The sequence below is a fragment of the Pseudomonas sp. 8209 genome, assembly GCF_028682105.1.
Lineage (GTDB): Bacteria > Pseudomonadota > Gammaproteobacteria > Pseudomonadales > Pseudomonadaceae > Aquipseudomonas > Aquipseudomonas palmensis.
In genome coordinates this window covers 155270-174070 of the sequence record NZ_JANIAH010000005.1, presented here as the reverse complement: position 1 = coordinate 174070, position 18801 = coordinate 155270, and the positions used below count along the sequence as shown (strand labels likewise).

At 64.0% G+C, this 18801-nt stretch carries 19 protein-coding genes; 14 read left to right on the top strand and 5 right to left on the bottom strand.

Annotated elements, in window-relative coordinates; all coding sequences use genetic code 11:
* Nucleotides 1–10: 10 nt before the first annotated feature.
* Nucleotides 11–952, bottom strand: a complete 942-nt coding sequence (gene ygfZ, locus NP552_RS12410) for a CAF17-like 4Fe-4S cluster assembly/insertion protein YgfZ (RefSeq protein ID WP_078480608.1) — start codon at nt 950–952, stop codon at nt 11–13.
* Nucleotides 953–1086: 134 nt separating this feature from the next.
* Here ygfZ and NP552_RS12405 point away from each other — a divergent pair, with 134 nt between their 5' ends.
* The gene (locus NP552_RS12405) at nt 1087–1344 is read left to right on the top strand and encodes an FAD assembly factor SdhE (protein ID WP_043862035.1); all 258 of its coding nucleotides are present in this window, start codon (nt 1087–1089) and stop codon (nt 1342–1344) included.
* Nucleotides 1328–1780 carry a protein YgfX gene (locus NP552_RS12400; protein ID WP_078480606.1) on the top strand — a complete coding sequence of 151 codons (453 nt, stop codon included), beginning with the start codon at nt 1328–1330 and terminating at the stop codon, nt 1778–1780. The genes NP552_RS12405 and NP552_RS12400 overlap by 17 nt, the downstream gene beginning before the upstream one ends.
* On the opposite strand, the gene nadB is transcribed toward NP552_RS12400, so the two are convergent.
* Nucleotides 1749–3365, bottom strand: a complete 1617-nt coding sequence (gene nadB, locus NP552_RS12395; protein ID WP_054914774.1) for an L-aspartate oxidase — start codon at nt 3363–3365, stop codon at nt 1749–1751. The two genes, NP552_RS12400 and nadB, sit on opposite strands and share 32 nt — an antisense overlap.
* 449 nt (nt 3366–3814) lie before the next feature.
* Between nadB and rpoE the strand changes: the two genes are divergently transcribed.
* The 4 genes from rpoE (at nt 3815) to NP552_RS12375 (ending at nt 7679) form a co-directional block, all read left to right on the top strand.
* Complete coding sequence (gene rpoE / locus NP552_RS12390) at nt 3815–4396, top strand: RNA polymerase sigma factor RpoE (protein ID WP_010220971.1); 582 nt, start codon at nt 3815–3817, stop codon at nt 4394–4396.
* Between the two features lie 31 nt (nt 4397–4427).
* The gene (locus NP552_RS12385) at nt 4428–5021 is read left to right on the top strand and encodes a sigma-E factor negative regulatory protein (RefSeq protein WP_043862032.1); all 594 of its coding nucleotides are present in this window, start codon (nt 4428–4430) and stop codon (nt 5019–5021) included.
* A gap of 12 nt (nt 5022–5033) precedes the next feature.
* Nucleotides 5034–5999, top strand: coding sequence for a MucB/RseB C-terminal domain-containing protein (locus NP552_RS12380; RefSeq protein WP_043862031.1), 966 nt, complete (start codon nt 5034–5036; stop codon nt 5997–5999).
* A gap of 300 nt (nt 6000–6299) precedes the next feature.
* The gene (locus NP552_RS12375) at nt 6300–7679 is read left to right on the top strand and encodes a DegQ family serine endoprotease (protein WP_370409179.1); all 1380 of its coding nucleotides are present in this window, start codon (nt 6300–6302) and stop codon (nt 7677–7679) included.
* 71 nt (nt 7680–7750) lie between these two features.
* On the opposite strand, the gene NP552_RS12370 is transcribed toward NP552_RS12375, so the two are convergent.
* Nucleotides 7751–9034: a hypothetical protein gene (locus NP552_RS12370; RefSeq protein ID WP_274096773.1), complete on the bottom strand. Its 1284-nt coding sequence runs from the start codon at nt 9032–9034 to the stop codon at nt 7751–7753.
* A gap of 178 nt (nt 9035–9212) precedes the next feature.
* Here NP552_RS12370 and lepA point away from each other — a divergent pair, with 178 nt between their 5' ends.
* The 7 genes from lepA (at nt 9213) to pdxJ (ending at nt 15219) form a co-directional block, all read left to right on the top strand.
* The gene (gene lepA, locus NP552_RS12365) at nt 9213–11012 is read left to right on the top strand and encodes a translation elongation factor 4 (protein WP_043862028.1); all 1800 of its coding nucleotides are present in this window, start codon (nt 9213–9215) and stop codon (nt 11010–11012) included.
* 5 nt (nt 11013–11017) lie between these two features.
* Nucleotides 11018–11872, top strand: coding sequence for a signal peptidase I (gene lepB / locus NP552_RS12360; RefSeq protein WP_043862027.1), 855 nt, complete (start codon nt 11018–11020; stop codon nt 11870–11872).
* Nucleotides 11873–11968: 96 nt separating this feature from the next.
* Complete coding sequence (locus tag NP552_RS12355; protein WP_156326207.1) at nt 11969–12109, top strand: hypothetical protein; 141 nt, start codon at nt 11969–11971, stop codon at nt 12107–12109.
* The gene (rnc, locus tag NP552_RS12350) at nt 12106–12795 is read left to right on the top strand and encodes a ribonuclease III (RefSeq protein ID WP_043862025.1); all 690 of its coding nucleotides are present in this window, start codon (nt 12106–12108) and stop codon (nt 12793–12795) included. The genes NP552_RS12355 and rnc overlap by 4 nt, the downstream gene beginning before the upstream one ends.
* Nucleotides 12788–13690, top strand: coding sequence for a GTPase Era (gene era / locus NP552_RS12345; protein ID WP_043862024.1), 903 nt, complete (start codon nt 12788–12790; stop codon nt 13688–13690). The genes rnc and era overlap by 8 nt, the downstream gene beginning before the upstream one ends.
* A gap of 57 nt (nt 13691–13747) precedes the next feature.
* Nucleotides 13748–14431, top strand: coding sequence for a DNA repair protein RecO (gene recO, locus NP552_RS12340; RefSeq protein ID WP_043862023.1), 684 nt, complete (start codon nt 13748–13750; stop codon nt 14429–14431).
* A gap of 44 nt (nt 14432–14475) precedes the next feature.
* The gene (gene pdxJ, locus NP552_RS12335) at nt 14476–15219 is read left to right on the top strand and encodes a pyridoxine 5'-phosphate synthase (RefSeq protein WP_054914771.1); all 744 of its coding nucleotides are present in this window, start codon (nt 14476–14478) and stop codon (nt 15217–15219) included.
* A gap of 82 nt (nt 15220–15301) precedes the next feature.
* Here pdxJ and NP552_RS12330 read toward each other — a convergent pair whose 3' ends face one another.
* Nucleotides 15302–16681 carry a heavy metal sensor histidine kinase gene (locus NP552_RS12330; RefSeq protein ID WP_043862021.1) on the bottom strand — a complete coding sequence of 460 codons (1380 nt, stop codon included), beginning with the start codon at nt 16679–16681 and terminating at the stop codon, nt 15302–15304.
* A complete protein-coding gene (locus NP552_RS12325) occupies nt 16678–17352 on the bottom strand; it encodes a heavy metal response regulator transcription factor (RefSeq protein WP_043862020.1) in 675 nt (224 codons plus the stop codon). The genes NP552_RS12330 and NP552_RS12325 overlap by 4 nt, the downstream gene beginning before the upstream one ends.
* 191 nt (nt 17353–17543) lie before the next feature.
* Here NP552_RS12325 and NP552_RS12320 point away from each other — a divergent pair, with 191 nt between their 5' ends.
* Nucleotides 17544–18794 carry a TolC family protein gene (locus NP552_RS12320; protein ID WP_054914770.1) on the top strand — a complete coding sequence of 417 codons (1251 nt, stop codon included), beginning with the start codon at nt 17544–17546 and terminating at the stop codon, nt 18792–18794.
* The last annotated feature ends 7 nt before the right edge of the window (nt 18795–18801 follow it).

Genomic DNA, 18801 nt, shown 5'->3' with positions numbered 1-18801 from the left:
GCAGGTGGGCTCAGCGCTGGATTTCGCGATCGCGGTCCAGTTCGTAAGGCAGGCTCAGCAGTTCCAGGCGCGGGCCCTCGGGGCTGCCCAGGTGCAGGTTGTCGTCTGCTACCGCATCGGCAGTCAGCACCGCCAGCAGCTCGCTGCCCTGCGCGCTCGTGGCGGCCAGCACCACCTCACCCACCGAGGAGGCATGGGTAGGGGAGAACACCTCGGTGCCAGGGGCCGGAGCAGTACCCTCGGCCAGGGCCAGGCGATACAGGCGACGCTTGAGCTTGCCCAGGTACTGCATGCGCGCGACGATTTCCTGCCCGGTATAGCAACCTTTCTTGAAGCTGACGCCCCCCACGGCCTGCAGGTTGATCATCTGCGGGATGAACAGCTCGCGGGTCTGGGCCATCACCTGGCCGATACCGGCGCGGATCTGCCCCAGCAGCCAGTCGTCCAACGGGCCTTCGTCGAGGTGCTGGGCCAGTTGCTCGCGTACGGCTGCGGCCTGTTCGGCCGGTACCCACAGTTCGGTGCGGCCCGGCGATACGGCAATCGCGAACAGGGGGGCGTGCCGGCTGATGGCGCCATCTTGCGTCGGCGGCTCGATGCCCAGCGCCTGCAACGCCTTGTCGCCATGCTGCAGGCCGAAGCGCGCCCAGGCACTGCTCTCGTCGGTGAGCTTGGCCTTGGAGAACACGGCGTACTTCTTCAGGTCGGCCAGTTGCGGCTCGAGCAGTTCGTGGGTCATTGCCAGCACGAAGCCGTCGGCGTGGGGCACGATGCGAAAGCTCGACTGCATGCGCCCTTTGACCATGCAGCGCGCGCCGAGGCTGGAGGTGTGCTCGTCGAGGTAATTGATGTTGCAGGTCAGTTGACCTTGCAGAAACTTGCCGGCGTCAGAGCCGCGGACGGCGAGGACGCCCTCGTGGGACAGGGGGCAGAAAAAAGCGGAGTCGGCCATGGGTCTTCGCAGGTAATCAGGACTGGGGGTCATCATAGAGTGCTGTCGGCAAAATAGGTAGCCGACCTAGACCAACGCCTTGTGCCGTTCACAGGCTCGGCCTGTATACTGGCGGCCAATTTGAGGAGGGCTCCATGGTCGTCGAACAATCTGAACTCAACCGGCTCTTCTGGCATAGCCGCCGCGGCATGCTGGAGCTGGACGTGCTGCTGGTGCCGTTTACCCAGGAGGTCTACAGCACCTTGAACGACGTCGACCGCGCGCTCTATGTCCGGCTGCTGACCTGTGAAGACCAGGACATGTTCGGCTGGTTCATGGAACGCAGCGAGTCCGACGACCCTGAGCTGCAGCGCATGGTGCGCATGATCCTGGACCGTGTCCAGCCCAAGTGACCGCTTCGAGTGTCGCTGGCAGGGCTCGCGGGCCCTGCTGGCGGCCTACCTCGCATGCCAGTTGCTGGCGCTGGTCGCGCTGTGCCTGCTGGCCATTTCGCTATACATGACCCTGCTTGGCCTGGGGCTTTGCCTGGCACACGCAGCCTGGGTCGTGCCCCGGCATATCCTGCTCACCCACCCGCGTGCCGTCACCGGCCTGCGCCGTGATCCTTCTGGCTGGCACCTGTTCAGCGCGGCCACGGGCTGGCAGCAGGTGCAACTGCGCCGCGACAGCCTCGCCTTGCCCGCCCTGGTAGTGCTGCGTTATCGCCGGCCGGGGCGGCTGTTCAGCCAGAGCCAGTGCATCGCCCCCGATGCGCTGGAACCGGTGCTGCACCGGCGCCTGCGCTTGCGGTTGAAGTTCAGTCGGCGTAGGTGGGCGGCCGTAGAATAGTGTCCAGCGCTTCGGGCAGCATGTCCGGGTAGTCCAGGGTGTAGTGCAGGCCCCGGCTTTCCTTGCGCTGCATGGCCGAGCGGATCATCAGCTCCGCTACCTGGGCAAGGTTCCTCAGCTCGATCAGGTCGCGGCTGACCTTGTAGTTGCTGTAGAACTCGTCGATTTCGTCCAGCAGCAGACGTACCCGGTGCTGGGCGCGCTGCAGGCGCTTGCTGGTGCGCACGATGCCGACGTAGTCCCACATGAACCGGCGCAGCTCGTCCCAGTTGTGCGCAATGATCACATCTTCGTCCGAATCGGTGACCTGGCTGGCATCCCAGCAGGGCAGGGCCTGGGGCATGGCCACGCTGTCGAGCCTGGCGAGGATGTCGGCTGCCGCCGAGCGGCCGTAGACGAAACATTCGAGCAGCGAGTTGCTGGCCATGCGGTTGGCACCGTGCAGGCCGGTGAAGCTGGTTTCGCCAATGGCATAGAGCCCCGGTACGTCGGTCTGGCCGTGGTCGTCGACCATCACGCCGCCACAGGTGTAGTGCGCCGCCGGTACCACCGGGATCGGCTGGGTGGTGATGTCGATACCGAAGGTGAGGCAGCGTTCGTACACGGTCGGGAAGTGGCTTTTGACGAACTCCGCAGGCTTGTGGCTGATGTCCAGGTACACGCAGTCGACGCCCAGGCGCTTCATCTCATGGTCGATGGCGCGGGCCACGATGTCGCGCGGGGCGAGTTCGGCGCGCGGGTCGAAGCGCGGCATGAAGCGCTCGCCGTTGGGCAGCTTGAGCAGGGCGCCTTCGCCGCGCAGTGCTTCTGTGATCAGGAAGCTCTTGGCCTGCGGGTGGTAAAGGCAGGTGGGGTGGAACTGGTTGAACTCCAGGTTCGCCACCCGGCAGCCGGCGCGCCAGGCCATGGCGATCCCGTCGCCGCAGGCGCCGTCCGGGTTGCTGGTATAGAGGTAGACCTTGGCCGCCCCGCCGGTGGCCAGCGCGGTGAAGCGGGCGCCAAAGGTGTCGACCTCGCCGCTGGCACGGTTGAGCACATAGGCCCCCAGGCAGCGCTCGCCGGCCTGGCCCAGGCGCCGCTCGGTGATCAGGTCGACCGCCACGCGCTGTTCCAGAAGCTCGATGTTCGGGCGCTGGCGGGCCTGCTCCAGCAACGTGGTGAAAATCGCCGCGCCAGTGGCGTCGGCCGCGTGGATGATGCGCCGGTGGCTGTGGCCGCCCTCGCGGGTCAGGTGGAACTCGAAGCCGCGTTCATCGACGCCGGCCTGTTCGTCACGGGTAAACGGCACGCCCTGGTCGATCAGCCACTGGATCGCCTCGCGGCTGTGCTCGACCGTATAGCGCACCGCGTCTTCATGACACAGCCCGCCGCCGGCATTGAGCGTATCCTCCACGTGGGACTGTACCGTGTCGGTGTCGTCGAGCACGGCGGCAACACCGCCCTGTGCCCAGAAGGTCGAGCCGTTGGCCAGCTCGCCTTTGCTCAGTACGGCGATGCGCAGGTGCGCCGGCAGGTTCAGGGCCAGGCTCAGGCCGGCGGCACCGCTGCCGATCACCAGAACGTCATGTTGGAATTGTTGGCTCATGTCAGGGATATCCGAGCGAGGCGACCACTAGTATAAGGACGGGGGTATCGGCACAATAGTCAGGTGTTTATGGCATTGTGAAACTATCGTGAAACGGGCTGGGTTGCCTTTATAACAGCCTCGAGGGCCTGATTTCCATGACGTGCGGTGCGACCTGATGCTTGCATGTGGGAACTTTCCTGGAACCCTGCCTATCCATAGAAGGTTGCCTGCATGCCAGGACGCGGCGGCGACGGGAGGCCTGGGGCTGATATCGGCTCTGCCTGCGTACACGAGACCAGAATATTGACGCAGCCGGCCGTGACCGTGCTGCGTTTTTCGTGCGAGCCGTTCAAGGGCCGCAGGAAACTTGCTTGGAGGGGAGAACTTTTGCGAAAAGCCCGAGTCTATGGTTGCAAGCCTGAACGATGGCCGCTGCAGCACTCCTCCAGGTCCACCGAGGAGTGTTCATGCTAACCCAGGAAGAGGATCAGCAGCTTGTCGAGCGCGTGCAGCGTGGCGACAGGCGAGCGTTTGATCTGTTGGTGCTGAAGTATCAGCACAAGATTCTCGGGTTGATCGTGCGTTTTGTGCACGACACCCATGAAGCCCAGGATGTGGCACAGGAAGCGTTCATCAAGGCTTACCGTGCGCTTGGCAATTTCCGTGGCGACAGTGCGTTTTATACCTGGCTGTACCGCATTGCGATCAACACGGCAAAAAACTATCTGGTATCCCGCGGTCGACGGCCGCCAGACAGTGATGTCAGTTCCGAGGATGCGGAATTTTACGATGGCGATCATGGTCTCAAGGATCTCGAGTCACCAGAGCGCGCGCTGTTACGAGATGAAATCGAGGGCACCGTCCACCGAACCATCCAGCAGCTGCCAGAAGATTTGCGTACGGCGTTAACTTTACGTGAATTCGATGGTCTGAGTTACGAGGACATTGCGAGCGTCATGCAGTGTCCGGTGGGTACCGTGCGCTCTCGAATTTTCCGCGCTCGGGAGGCCATAGATAAAGCCCTGCAGCCGTTGTTGCAGGAAACCTGAGACAGCGGCGACAGCCAAGAGAGGAACCGCCATGAGTCGTGAAGCTTTGCAGGAATCGCTGTCCGCGGTGATGGATAACGAAGCGGACGAACTGGAGTTGCGTCGGGTATTGAATGCCGTCGACGACAATGAAACCCGTGCCACCTGGTCGCGTTACCAGGTTGCCCGAGCAGCGATGCACAAGGAACTGCTGCTGCCAAAACTGGATATCGCCGCCGCGGTCAGTGCCGCACTGGCTGACGAAGCCACGCCGGTCAAGGTTGCCCGTGGTCCATGGCGCAGCCTGGGTCGTCTGGCTGTTGCAGCTTCGGTGACCGTTGCAGTACTGGCAGGTGTGCGCCTGTACAACCAGGACGACATCAGCGGTGCCCAGCTGGCTGCCCAGCAGCCTGTGCAGCAAGGCGTGACCGTACCTCAGGTGCAAGGCCCGGCAGTACTGGCAGGCTACACCGAGAGTGCCGAACAGCCGACCGGCCCAATGGCAAATGGCGTGCTGCAAGGTCAAAGCGGCTGGCAGGACGAACGTCTGCCGGGCTACCTGCGCCAGCATGCTCAGGAAGCCGCCGTGGAAGGGACTGAAAGTGCTCTGCCTTATGCCCGTGCGGCCAGCCTGGAAAATCGCTGAGTAAGGAGGATCATGCGCGCGCCAACTCTACTACCGCTCTTGCTCGGAGGATGTCTGTCGGTGCCGGCCCTGGCCGCCAACTCCTCCACTGATGCCGCAGACTGGCTCAACCGTCTGGCCAAGGCCGAGCAGCAGCAGAGTTATCAGGGTACTTTCGTCTACGAGCGTAACGGCAGCTTTTCCACCCATGACATCTGGCATCGGGTGCAGGAGGGCAAGGTTCGTGAACGCTTGTTGCAACTCGATGGCCCAGCCCTTGAGGTTGTGCGGGTAGATGGACGTACCCAGTGCGTGAGCGGCGCCCTGGCCCGCGGAGTGGGCAATGCGGCGCAGTCTTCGCCCCGTGTACTGGACCCCTTGAAGCTGATGAACTGGTACGACCTGAGTGTGGCAGGGCGCTCCCGGGTGGCCGGTCGCGAGGTCGAGATCATCACCCTCAGGCCGCGCGATCAGCATCGTTATGCCTTCGAGCTGCACCTGGATCGACAGTCGGGTTTGCCCCTCAAGTCGTTGCTGCTCAACGACAAGGAGCAACTGCTGGAGCGCTTCCAGTTCACCCGGTTGGAGACCGACAAGGCGCCGGACGATGCCCAACTGCAGCCCAGCAGCAACTGCAAGCCGGTGGCCCAGGCCACTCAGCAGGTTGCCGAGGCCGCATCGGGATGGCGTTCCGACTGGTTGCCACCGGGCTTCGAGTTGGTCAACAGCGCGGTACGCAAGGATCCGGAGCACAAGAGCATCGTCAGCAGCCTGATGTACGATGATGGCCTGGCACGCTTCTCGGTGTTTCTGGAGCCGGTTGCAGGCAATTCGGGCATCGACGCCCGTACCCAGCTTGGCCCGACGGTCGCGGTTTCGCGCCGGCTGACCACGCCCAAGGGGGATGTGGTGGTCACCGTGGTAGGGGAGATCCCCATCGGTACCGCCGAGCGGGTCGCCTTGTCGATGCGTGCCCAAGACGCCCACGCCAGCCAATGACGAGCCACAGGTAATGCGTTGATGATCGATGGGCCGCCAAGGCGTTGACATGATTCGTAAGCCTTCGAATTTGCAAAATTCTCCAGATTTATCTATAGGTCAGTTCTTTCGGGGGCTGGCCTTTACTGCTGTTGCAGCATCAACAATGCCGATCCACCGAGCCTGGTCGCAGCCTTTCGAGGATGTTGCCGGGCTTTGTGCGTTGGCTGGTCCCTACTGCTTAACCACGCTCGTTGTGACGGGAGCCGTATGTCAATACCTCGCTTGAAATCCTATCTGTCGCTGTTCGCCGCCGTGCTCATGCTCGGGCAGGTGCTCAACGCCCAGGCCGAAGCCCTGCCTGATTTCACCACCCTGGTCGAGCAGGCCTCGCCGGCGGTGGTCAACATCAGTACCAAGCAGAAGCTGCCTGATCGCAAGTATGCCGCGGGTCAGATGCCAGACCTAGAAGGCCTGCCGCCGATGTTCCGCGAGTTCTTCGAGCGCAACATGCCGCAAGCCCCGCGCTCACCCCGTGGCGATCGTCAGCGCGAGGCCCAGTCGCTGGGTTCGGGCTTCATCATTTCGGCCGACGGCTACATCCTCACCAACAACCACGTGGTGGCCGATGCCGATGAAATCATCGTGCGCCTGTCCGACCGCAGCGAACTGCAGGCCAAGCTGGTCGGCACCGACCCGCGTACCGACGTGGCATTGCTGAAGGTCGATGGCAAGAACCTGCCCACGGTCAAGCTGGGCGACTCCGAGAAACTCAAGGTGGGCGAGTGGGTACTGGCCATCGGTTCGCCGTTCGGCTTCGATCACTCGGTGACCAAGGGGATCGTCAGCGCCAAGGGCCGCACCCTGCCCAACGACACCTACGTGCCGTTCATCCAGACCGACGTTGCGATCAACCCGGGTAACTCCGGTGGCCCGCTGTTCAACATGAATGGCGAAGTGGTCGGCATCAACTCGCAGATCTTCACCCGCTCGGGTGGCTTCATGGGCCTGTCGTTCGCTATCCCGATCGATGTTGCACTGGATGTTTCCAACCAGCTGAAAAAGGACGGCAAGGTCAGCCGTGGCTGGCTGGGCGTGGTGATCCAGGAGGTCAACAAGGACCTGGCCGAATCCTTCGGCCTGGACAAACCGGCCGGCGCGCTGGTGGCCCAGGTGCTGGAAGATGGTCCGGCAGCCAAGGGCGGCCTGCAGGTGGGCGACGTGATCCTGAGCATGAACGGTCAGCCGATCGTCATGTCGGCTGACCTGCCGCACCTGGTCGGTGGCCTGAAAGATGGCGCCAAGGCCAAGCTGGAGATCATCCGCAACGGCAAGCGCCAGAACCTGGACGTGACCATCGGTGCACTGCCCGATGAAGATCAGGACGTGACCACCGGTGCCAATGGCGGCGTCGAGCGCAGCAGCAACCGCCTGGGCGTATCGGTAGCCGACCTGACCGCAGAGCAGAAAAAGACTCTGGAGCTCAAGGGCGGCGTGGTCATCAAGGAAGTGCAGGATGGTCCGGCCGCGATGATCGGCCTGCGTCCCGGTGACGTCATCAGCCACCTGAACAACCAGGCCATCCTTTCGGCGAAGAACTTCACCGAAATCGCCAAGGAACTGCCGAAGAACCGTTCGGTGTCGATGCGCGTGCTGCGTCAGGGCCGTGCCAGTTTCATCACCTTCAAGCTGGCCGAGTAAGGCCTGACCGAGAAGGTCGCGGTAAGAAAAAGCCCGACGCCGATGCGTCGGGCTTTTTCATGGGCGCGCAGTCAATTGCGAAAGCGTGCCAGAAGACCGGAGAAACCCCATGCGTGCTGGCTGTTCAAGCCAAGCAGTGTGGCGGCGGGCGTCATTGCGACGGCGATCATCTTTCTGTCCTTGGGGTAGTCTTGGAAGGCGATACCTTGGTTGCCAAAGGCAGTATCCAGTCGGCCATGGACTGTATAGCGGGCACGGTAGATGCGCTGACCGCCCAGGCCAAACACCACCAGCTTGCCGTCCTGGTGCAGCGCTGCGGCTTCCCATTCGTCTTCGGTGTGCGTGTTGAAGGTCAGCACCGTCGGGTTGCCGTGGTTATAGGTCGCGTCCCTCACACCTTCGGCATCGAATTGCCAAGTCATGGCGTTGGTGTCTTCGGGGCGCTCGCCGGGCAGGTTCCCCGCGACGATCAGGTGGCCATCGGGGCGTTGAATCAGTGTGTTGAAGCGGATGTTGGCGTTTCGACGCGGAGCAAGCCAGCGGAGCCAGCGCGGCAACCAGCGCAGCCAGCGCGACAGCGGGGATTCATACAGCTTGAAACCGTATCGGTCGCCAAAGGACGGGTCGGGTGTGCCGTCGTTTCTGAAGCGTGCGATGAAGCCTCGGGTCTCAGGCCCGTTGCGCAAGGTTCCGGCAGCGAGAAATGTACTTTCCTGCGCAATGACATTGGCGATCTGCACCGTCCCGGAAGGGTGCGTGATCTCGATGAACTGACCGCTCGGGAAACCGGCATTGCCGGCAAGATCCAGTCGATAGACGCAAGCATGGGTAGCCAGCCAATCCGACTCCAGCGTAGCACTGGCGAGCAGGTGTCCGGCCCGCAGCTGGAGTGACGTGGAATGCAGCTTCAGATGAAGGCTGTTGTCCTGATCCAGGGCAAGGTAACCGTGGGGGGAGGCATAGCTGGTGTCCAGCGCGCCCTGCGCGTCGAAACGTGCCACCACCAGTCTGTGGGGCTTGCCGGCGCTGTTCACCCATCCCAGCATCCATATCTTCGCGTTGGCATCGACGACGATGGCTTCCGCGCCCGATTCGGCCACCGGGTCGAATGTCCCGAACACTATCCCGTCGTCGCCGAACGTCGGGTCCAGGTCACCTTTTTCATCGAAGCGAAGCAAGGTGTAGCGGGACTGCTCGTGGTCCCCGGTCAGGCCACACACGGTGATTGTGTCATCGTGTATTGCCACATCAGTGATGAAACGATCGGTGTCCGCAATTTGCGGTAGGGAGCGCTCGCCGTTGTCACCAAAGCTCGTATCGGGGCTTCCGGGGACTGCTGGTTGAATATGTGCCATGGCCATTTCTCCGTCTGGTGCCCTATATTCGGGTCTGCGCGAGCGGCCATCTACTGACAGAAATATCAGGCACCATGAAACTGGAGGGGCGGGCGTGGCGGCTGGCCCCTTCATAAGGTACAATTCCCGGCTATTTTTCGGCGGGCGTTCGCCCCGCAGCCTTTTTGAGTGTTGACCCGTGAGTGATTTGAGTCATATCCGCAATTTCTCCATCATCGCCCACATTGACCATGGCAAGTCGACCCTGGCCGACCGTTTCATCCAGATGTGCGGTGGCCTCACCGCGCGCGAGATGGAAGCGCAGGTACTTGACTCCATGGACCTCGAGCGCGAGCGCGGGATCACCATCAAAGCCCATAGCGTTACCCTGTATTACAAGGCGAACGACGGCATCACCTACCAGCTGAACTTCATCGACACCCCCGGCCACGTCGACTTCACCTATGAAGTCAGCCGTTCGCTGGCCGCCTGCGAAGGCGCGCTGCTGGTGGTCGATGCCGGCCAGGGCGTGGAGGCCCAGTCGGTCGCCAACTGCTACACCGCCATCGAGCAGGGCCTGGAGGTCATGCCGGTACTGAACAAGATGGACCTGCCCCAGGCCGATCCGGACCGCGTCAAGGACGAGATCGAGAAGATCATCGGCATCGACGCCACCGACGCCGTGGCCTGCAGTGCCAAGAGCGGCATGGGCGTGGACGAGGTGCTCGAGCGCCTGGTGCAGACCATTCCGGCCCCTACCGGCGACATCGATGCACCGCTGCAGGCGCTGATCATCGACTCCTGGTTCGACAACTACCTGGGCGTCGTGTCCCTGGTGCGCGTGCGCCATGGCCGGGTCAAGAAGGGCGACAAGATTCTGGTCAAGTCCACCGGCAAGGTGCACCTGGTCGACAGCGTGGGCGTGTTCAACCCCAAGCACACCGCCACCGCCGACCTCAAGGCCGGCGAAGTGGGCTTCATCATCGCCAGCATCAAGGACATTCACGGTGCACCGGTCGGTGACACCCTGACCCTCAGCTCCACGCCCGACGTGGAAGTGCTGCCAGGCTTCAAACGTATCCAGCCCCAGGTATATGCCGGCCTGTTCCCGGTCAGTTCCGAAGATTTCGAAGATTTTCGTGACGCGCTGCAGAAGCTGACCCTGAACGACTCGTCGCTGCAGTACCTGCCTGAGAGCTCCGACGCACTGGGCTTCGGCTTCCGTTGCGGCTTCCTCGGCATGCTGCACATGGAGATCATCCAGGAGCGCCTGGAGCGCGAGTACGACCTGGACCTGATCACCACTGCGCCGAGCGTGATCTTCGAGGTCAAGCTCAAGACCGGTGAAACCATCTACGTCGACAACCCGTCCAAGCTGCCGGACGTGTCGTCGGTGGAAGACTTCCGCGAGCCGATCGTGGCCGCCACCATCCTCGTGCCGCAGGAGCACCTGGGCAACGTCATCACCCTGTGCATCGAGAAGCGTGGCGTACAGCGCGACATGCAGTTCCTCGGTTCCCAGGTGCAGGTGCGCTACGACCTGCCGATGAACGAAGTGGTACTGGACTTCTTCGACCGCCTCAAATCCACCAGCCGCGGCTATGCTTCGCTGGACTACCATTTCGACCGGTATCAGTCGGCCAACCTGGTCAAGCTCGATGTACTGATCAACGGCGACAAGGTCGATGCCCTGGCATTGATCGTGCACCGTGACAATGCGCACTACAAAGGCCGCGCGTTGACCGAGAAGATGAAGGAACTGATCCCGCGGCAGATGTTCGATGTGGCAATCCAGGCCGCCATTGGCGGGCAGATTGTGGCGCGTACCACTGTCAAGGCGCTCAGAAAGAACGTACTGGCCAAATGCTACGGTGGCGACGTTAGCCGTAAGCGCAAGCTGTTGGAAAAGCAGAAAGCCGGTAAGAAACGCATGAAACAGGTGGGCAACGTGGAAATTCCACAGGAAGCCTTCCTCGCCGTGCTCAGGTTGGATAGCTAGGTCCTATGTCACTAAATTTCCCGCTGTTGCTAGTCATCGCCGTTGCCGTGTGTGGACTGCTGGCCCTGATCGATCTGCTGTTCCTGGCCCCGCGCCGGCGCACGGCGATCAACACCTATCAGGGCAGCGTCAGCCAGCCCGAGATGGCGGTGGTCGAGCAGTTGAACAAGGAGCCGTTGCTGGTCGAGTACGGCAAATCGTTCTTCCCGGTGCTGTTCATCGTGCTGGTGCTGCGTTCGTTCCTGGTCGAGCCGTTCCAGATCCCTTCGGGGTCGATGAAGCCGACCCTGGAAGTGGGCGACTTCATCCTGGTGAACAAGTTCTCCTACGGCATCCGCCTGCCGGTGATCGACAAGAAGGTCATCGAGGTCGGTGACCCGCAGCGCGGCGATGTGATGGTGTTCCGCTACCCGAGCGACCCGAACGTCAACTACATCAAGCGTGTGGTCGGCCTGCCGGGCGACCAGGTGCGCTACACCAGCGACAAGCGTCTGTTCGTCAACGGCCAGCCGATTGCCGAACAACTGGTCGGCAGCGAGCCGGGCACCCTGGGCAGCGCCGAGCTGTACAAGGAGAAGCTGGGCGAGGCCGAGCACCTGATCCGCAAGGAGATGAGCCGCTATCGCATGCCGCCGGACCAGCAGTGGGTGGTGCCTGCCGGGCACTACTTCATGATGGGCGACAACCGCGACAACTCCAACGACAGTCGCTACTGGGATGACCCCAACATTCCCAAGGAGCTGCTGGGCATGGTTCCCGACAAGAACATCGTCGGCAAGGCCTTCGCCATCTGGATGAGCTGGCCAGAGCCCAAGCTCAGCCACTTCCCGAGCCTTTCGCGGGTTGGCCTGATCAAGTAACACCCTAACGGCGCTGTCCTTCGACAGCGCCGAATGCTTTTCTGGCATAGGCTGTACAAGGGCGTCCACAAGACGCGCCCCAGCCGGACGTCAGGCATGAACAAAACCGTCTTTCAGGATTTGCATTTGAACAACGCGTTAACCCCGTCGGCTTCGAGCCGGACAGAACTGTGTGAGCCCGGCGCCCTGGCGCCGCTGCTGAAAATCGACCACGAACAGCGCGTGGGTACACTGTGAGCGTTTCCTTGAGCCGCCTCGAGCGCCAGCTCGGCTACACCTTCAAGAACCAGGAGCTGATGCTGCTGGCCCTCACGCATCGCAGCTTTGCCGGCCGCAACAACGAACGGCTGGAGTTCCTCGGTGATGCGATCCTCAACTTCGTCGCCGGCGAGGCCCTGTTCGAGCGCTTCCCCCAGGCACGCGAAGGCCAGCTGTCGCGCCTGCGCGCCCGCCTGGTCAAGGGTGAAACCCTGGCCGTGCTGGCCCGCGGTTTCGATCTGGGCGAGTACCTGCGCCTGGGCTCGGGCGAGCTGAAAAGCGGCGGGTTCCGGCGCGAGTCGATCCTGGCCGATGCCCTCGAGGCGCTGATCGGTGCGATCTACCTGGACTCGGACATGCACACCGCTCGCGATCGCGTGCTGGCATGGCTGGCCGGTGAGTTCGAGAGCCTGACCCTGGTCGACACCAACAAGGACCCGAAAACCCGCCTGCAGGAGTTTCTGCAGTCGCGGGCCTGCGAACTGCCCCGCTACGAAGTGGTGGATATCCAGGGTGAACCCCATTGCCGGACGTTTTTCGTCGAATGCGAAGTGACCCTGTTGACTGAAAAAAGCCGAGGGCAGGGCGTGAGCCGGCGTATCGCCGAGCAGGTCGCGGCCGCCGCAGCACTGATCGCCCTGGGCGTGGAGAATGGCAATGACTGAACAGAACACTACCCGTTGCGGCTACGTCGCCATCGTCGGCCGCCCCAACGTGGGCAAGTCGACGCTGCTCAACCACATCCTCGGGCAGAAGCTCGCGATCACCTCGCGCAAGCCGCAGACCACCCGCCACAACATGCTCGGTATCAAGACCGAAGGTGATGTGCAGGCGGTGTACGTCGATACCCCCGGCATGCACAAGGGCAACGAGAAGGCGCTCAACCGCTACATGAACCGTACCGCCTCGGCGGCGTTGAAAGACGTCGACGTGGTGATCTTCGTGGTCGATCGCACCAAGTGGACCGACGAGGACCAACTGGTGCTCGAGCGCGTGCAGTACGTGCAGGGCCCGGTGATCCTGGCCATCAACAAGACCGACCGCATCGAGGACAAGGCCGAGCTGATGCCGCACCTGCAATGGCTGCAGGAGCAACTGCCCAACGCCGAGATCGTGCCGGTCTCGGCGCAGCACGGGCACAACCTCGATGCCCTCGAAGCACTGATTGCCAAGCACCTGCCGGAAAACGAGCACTTCTTCCCAGAAGACCAGATCACCGACCGCAGCAGCCGCTTCCTGGCTGCCGAACTGGTACGCGAGAAGATCATGCGCCAGCTCGGCGCCGAGCTGCCGTACCAGATCACCGTCGAAATCGAGGAATTCAAGCAGCAGGGCAACGTGCTGCATATCCATGCACTGATCCTGGTCGAGCGTGACGGCCAGAAGAAGATCATCATTGGCGACAAGGGCGAGCGCATCAAGCGCATCGGCACCGAGGCGCGCAAGGACATGGAGCTGCTGTTCGACGCCAAGGTCATGCTGAACCTGTGGGTCAAGGTCAAGGGTGGCTGGTCCGACGACGAGCGCGCCCTGCGTTCGCTGGGCTACGGCGACCTCTGATTGCCCTGGCCCGACACCGGCCGGTGTCGGGCCCACCTCTTCGTGAAGTGCTGAATCATGGACATGCCAGACGGCCAACCGGCCTTCGTGCTGCACAGCCGGGCGTACCGTGAAACCAGTGCGCTGGTCGACTTCCTTACCCCCCAGGGGCGCCTGCGCGCCGTGCTGCGTCGTGCGCGCGGCAAGGCCGGCAGCCTGGCGCGTCCGTTCGTGCCGCTGGAGGTGCAGTTCCATGGGCGCGGCGAGCTCAAGAATGTCGGTCGCATGGACAGCGCAGGCGTGGCGGTCTGGCTCAACGGCGACGCGCTGTTCAGCGGGCTGTACCTCAATGAGCTGCTGATTCGCCTGCTTCAGGCCGAAGACCCGCACCCGGTGATGTTCGAGCAGTACGCTGCCACCTTGCAGGCACTGGGCGCGGGGCGCCCGCTGGAGCCGTTGCTGCGTGCCTTCGAATGGCGCCTGCTGGACGAGCTGGGGTATGGCTTTGCGCTTGAGCACGACATCAATGGCGATCCGCTGGTGGCCGATGGCCTGTACCGCCTGCAGGTGGACGCGGGCCTGGAGCGGGTGTACCTGGTGCAGCCAGGCTTGTTCAGTGGCGCGCACCTGCTGGCCATGGCCGAGGCCGAGTGGTCGATGCCGGGCGCGCTGGGCGCGGCCAAGCGCCTGATGCGCCAGGCGCTGGCGGTGCACCTGGGCGGGCGTCCGCTGGTCAGCCGGGAACTGTTTCGCAAGCCTTGATCACGACGTATGCTGTGAGGCTCAATTTTCAGGAGAGTCTCTTCGTGACCACCAGCAACCGCATCCTCCTTGGCGTGAACATCGACCACGTGGCGACCCTGCGCCAGGCCCGTGGCACGCGATATCCGGACCCGGTCAAGGCCGCGCTGGACGCCGAAGAGGCGGGTGCCGACGGCATCACCGTGCACTTGCGCGAAGACCGCCGGCATATCCAGGACCGTGACGTGCTGGTACTGAGCGAGGTGCTGCAGACGCGCATGAACTTCGAGATGGGCGTCACCGAAGAGATGATGCAGTTTGCCGAGCGCATTCGCCCGGCGCACATCTGCCTGGTGCCCGAGACACGCCAGGAACTGACCACCGAAGGTGGCCTGGACGTGGCGGGGCAGGAGGCGCGGATCAAGGCGGCGGTGGAGCGCCTGTCGCGCCTGGGGTCGGAGGTGTCGTTGTTCATCGATGCCGACGAGCGCCAGATCGAGGCCTCGCGCCGCGTCGGCGCGCCGGCGATCGAACTGCACACCGGGCGTTACGCCGATGCGCAGACCCCGGCGGAGGTGGCCGAAGAGCTCCAGCGCGTGGCCGATGGCGTGGCCTTCGGCCTGGCCCAGGGGCTGATCGTGAATGCCGGGCATGGCCTGCACTACCACAACGTCGAGCCGGTGGCGGCGATCAAGGGCATCAACGAACTGAACATCGGCCATGCACTGGTGGCCCATGCGTTGTTCGTGGGCTTCAAGGGTGCGGTCAGCGAGATGAAACAGCTGATTCTGGCAGCCAGCAACCGCTGAATGCGTCGTGACCTTCGCCGGCAAGGCCGGCTCCTACAGGCGCTGCGATTCCTGTAGGAGCCGGCCTTGCCGGCGAAGCCGCCTAGCCAAATATCAGACTGAAGCGCGTAGGCCCCTGCGCCGCGCTGGTCACCTCCACCTGCCCACCATGTACCTGCATGATCGACTGCACGATGGCCAGCCCCAGCCCCGTGCCGCCCTCTACCCGCGAGCGCCCGCAGCCCACCCGGTAGAACCGCTCGAACAGGTGCGGCCAGTGCACCGCCTCGATCCCCGGCCCCTCGTTGCGCACCCAGCATTGCACGCCCCGTGCGCTCTGCTCGATGCCGATTTCCACCAGGCGGCCCTCGGGGCTGTGGCGAATTGCATTGCTCAACAGGTTCGACAGCGCCCGCTGCAGCATCAGCCGGTCGCCCTGCACCGTGCCCCAGCCGCTGACCTTCAGGGTGATCGCCTTGCATTCGGCGCTCAGCGCGAACAGCTCCACCACCCGTTGCGCCTCGTCGGCCAGCGCCACCGGCTTCAACGCCAGTTGCTGACGCGGCGCGTCCACCTGGGCCAGGAACAGCATGTCGGTGATGATCCGGTTCAGGCGCGTCAGCTCCTCGATGCTGTCCTCCAGCGCCACCCGGTAATCCTGCGCCGAGCGCACCCGTGACAAGGTCACCTGGGCCCTGCCCATCAGGTTGCTGATCGGCGTGCGCAGTTCGTGCGCCAGGTCATCGGAAAACTGCGACAGACGCTGCACGCCGCCATCCAGCCGGTCGAGCATCACGTTGATGCCGCGCGCCAGGGCACTCAGTTCCTGGGGCAGCTTGTCCTCGGGCAGGCGGTGGCTCAGCTCCTGCGCCGACACCTGGGCGGCAATCCGCCGAAACCTGCGCAGCGGCAGCAGACCACGCTGCACCAGCTTCCAGGCGGCAATGCCGATCAGCAGCAACAGCAGTGGCAACGCCAGCAACGTCGAACGCAGGTAGGCTTGCAGCAGGCCGAGGTCGTCGGCCCGGTTCAGCGTCAGCAGTACCCGCACCGGGGTGCCGTCACGCAGGGTCATCAGGCGCGCGGCGGTCATCAGGCGGGCCTCGGCGCTGTCCTGCCATTCGCTGTAGCCCAGCGCTGTCCCGGCCGCGATACGCCGCAGCGGCTCGGCCTCCACTGCAGGCCCCAGGCTCAACAGGGCCGGGTGGCGTCCGGTCTGGGCGATGATGTTCAGGCTCAGATCGTCGTGGCCCATCACCAGGTCGAGCAGGGGGTGGGCGCGCGAGCCCAGGTCGCTGGCCTTCAGGTCCACCCCCAGGCTGTGCTCGATCTGCTCCATCTTGCGTGCCAGCACCTTGCGGGCGCGGTTGTCCAGTTCGTGGTCCAGCGCCAGTACCGCCAGGCTCGCCAGCAGCAGCACCAGCGCCGCGCCCATCAGGCTGACGCTCAGGCCCAGGCGCAACGACAGTCGTGCCGGTTTCATTCGCGCGCTTCCAGTACATAGCCCACGCCGCGCAGGGTGTGGATCAGCTTGTCCTCGAAGGGGTCGTCGATCTTGGCCCGCAGGCGCCGGATCGACACCTCCACCACGTTGGTGTCGCAATCGAAGTTCATGTCCCACACCAGCGAGATGATCTGCGTGCGCGACAGCACCTCGCCGCTCTGGCGCATCAGCAGGTGCAGCAGGGCGAACTCCTTGGCCGTCAGGTCGATACGCTGGTTGCGCCGGTAGGCGCGGTGGCGGCTGGGGTCCAGCTCAAGGTCGGCGACCCTGAGCGTGGCCGGCGCCAGGTTCTGCTCGCTGCGCCGCAACAGGCTGCGAATGCGTGCCAGCAGTTCGGGAAATTCGAACGGCTTGAGCAGGTAGTCGTCGGCGCCCAGGTCCAGGCCCTTGACCCGATCCGAGAGCCGGCCGTGGGCGGTCAGCATCATTATGCGGGTCGAGGACTCCGCCCGCAGGCGTTGCAGCACGCTCCAGCCGTCGAGCTGCGGCAGGTTGACGTCGAGGATGACCAGGTCGTAGGCGTGCTGGCGGGCCAGGTGCAGGCCGTCAATGCCGGTGGCGGCGCAGTCGACGATGTAGCCGTTCTCGCTCAGGCCCTGCTGCAGGTACTCGGCGGTACGGACTTCGTCTTCGATGATCAATAGGCGCATGGGGTACTCGCGGCGTGCAAAACGGCAATTCTCAACCCTTGAGTCACTTCAGGGTCAAGGCGTGTCGCGCATGGTAAGCCAAGCCGGTCCTGAGCGGCGCTGGATAACAGATTTGTAATCCTGGGGTCATGTTGACGATAAAGCCCGCTCCCTAAAGTGCCCGCTTCGAAATGGGCGCGGGGGATTCACGCATGACGTGCAGGCACAGGCTTCATCCACAGCGCGTGGCGCGGCTGGCGGCGCTGGCCGGGGTGCTGCTGGGGCTTTCGACAGCGCTGCAGGCGAGCGTGCTGACGCTTGATGCCGCCTTGCGCACCGCGCAGGACAACAACCCCGAGCTTGCCGCGGCGCGCTGGGGCACCGAGATCGCCCTGGGCGAACGCAACCAGGCCGGCCTGCTGCCCAACCCGGAGTTGAGCTGGGAGCAGGAAGATACCCGCCGCGGCTCGCAGACCACCACCGTCAGCCTCAGCCAGCGCCTGGAACTGGGCGGAAAGCGCGGTGCGCGGGTGGAGGTGGCTCAGCGCGAGCAGGCCCTGGCGGCGCTGGAACTGGAACGCCAGGGCAATGCCTTGCGCGCCGAGGTGCTGGCTGCGTTTCATGCCGCCGTGCAGGCCCAGGAACGGCTGCAACTGGCCGAGCAGTCGCTGCGCCTGACTGAGCGTGGCCTGCAGGTGGTGCAGGGGCGGGTGCGGGCCGGCAGCGCTTCCCCCATCGAAACCACCCGCGCGCAGGTGCAGGTGTCCGAGATGCGCCTGGAACGAGGCCGTGCCCAGCAGGCCGTGGCCGTGGCCTATCAGCAACTGGCCAGCGTGACGGGGGCGCCGCAGGCGGGGTTCGAGCGGGTGGCAGGCATGCCGTCCGACGCCCTGACCCCAGCCGAGGGCGACACGCTGCTTGCCCGCCTCGAGCGCACGGCCGAGCTGCGCCTGGCCCGCCTGCAGATCGAGCAGCGCGAGGCTGACCTGGGGCTGGCTCGCAGCCAGCGCATCCCCGACCTCACCGTCAGCCTGGGTAGCCAGTACAGCGAGGCCGACCGCGAGCGCATCAATGTGGTCGGGGTGTCGATACCGCTGCCCTTGTTCGATCGCAACCAGGGCAATGTGCTGGCGGCGGCGCGGCGTGCCGATCAGGCCCGCGACCTGCGCAACGGCGCCGAACTGCGGGTGCGCAGCGAAGTGGTGCAGGCGCTGGCGCAGTGGCAGGTGGCTGCGGGCGAGGTACAGGCCTTCGACCGCTCGATACTGCCGGCGGCGCAGCAGGCGGTGGACGCCGCCACGCGGGGTTTCGAGCGCGGCAAGTTCAGCTTTCTCGAGGTACTCGACGCCCAGCGCACGCTGGTGGCGGCGCGCACCCAATACCTGGCGGCGCAGGCCCAGGGCAGCGATGCGCGAGTCCGCCTGGAACGACTTTTCGGCGACCTGGCCACCGCCAGCCGCTGACCCCCGA

Excerpts from the sequence above, each read along its gene's own strand:
- ygfZ (WP_078480608.1), bottom strand. The coding sequence starts at position 952 with ATGGCCGACTCCGCTTTTTTCTGCCCCCTGTCCCACGAGGGCGTCCTC.
- NP552_RS12405 (WP_043862035.1), top strand. The coding sequence starts at position 1,087 with ATGGTCGTCGAACAATCTGAACTCAACCGGCTCTTCTGGCATAGCCGC.
- nadB (WP_054914774.1), bottom strand. The coding sequence starts at position 3,365 with ATGAGCCAACAATTCCAACATGACGTTCTGGTGATCGGCAGCGGTGCC.
- rpoE (WP_010220971.1), top strand. The coding sequence starts at position 3,815 with ATGCTAACCCAGGAAGAGGATCAGCAGCTTGTCGAGCGCGTGCAGCGT.
- NP552_RS12385 (WP_043862032.1), top strand. The coding sequence starts at position 4,428 with ATGAGTCGTGAAGCTTTGCAGGAATCGCTGTCCGCGGTGATGGATAAC.
- NP552_RS12380 (WP_043862031.1), top strand. The coding sequence starts at position 5,034 with ATGCGCGCGCCAACTCTACTACCGCTCTTGCTCGGAGGATGTCTGTCG.
- NP552_RS12375 (WP_370409179.1), top strand. The coding sequence starts at position 6,300 with ATGCTCGGGCAGGTGCTCAACGCCCAGGCCGAAGCCCTGCCTGATTTC.
- NP552_RS12370 (WP_274096773.1), bottom strand. The coding sequence starts at position 9,034 with ATGGCACATATTCAACCAGCAGTCCCCGGAAGCCCCGATACGAGCTTT.
- lepB (WP_043862027.1), top strand. The coding sequence starts at position 11,018 with ATGTCACTAAATTTCCCGCTGTTGCTAGTCATCGCCGTTGCCGTGTGT.
- NP552_RS12355 (WP_156326207.1), top strand. The coding sequence starts at position 11,969 with ATGAACAAAACCGTCTTTCAGGATTTGCATTTGAACAACGCGTTAACC.
- era (WP_043862024.1), top strand. The coding sequence starts at position 12,788 with ATGACTGAACAGAACACTACCCGTTGCGGCTACGTCGCCATCGTCGGC.
- recO (WP_043862023.1), top strand. The coding sequence starts at position 13,748 with ATGGACATGCCAGACGGCCAACCGGCCTTCGTGCTGCACAGCCGGGCG.
- NP552_RS12330 (WP_043862021.1), bottom strand. The coding sequence starts at position 16,681 with ATGAAACCGGCACGACTGTCGTTGCGCCTGGGCCTGAGCGTCAGCCTG.
- NP552_RS12325 (WP_043862020.1), bottom strand. The coding sequence starts at position 17,352 with ATGCGCCTATTGATCATCGAAGACGAAGTCCGTACCGCCGAGTACCTG.
- NP552_RS12320 (WP_054914770.1), top strand. The coding sequence starts at position 17,544 with ATGACGTGCAGGCACAGGCTTCATCCACAGCGCGTGGCGCGGCTGGCG.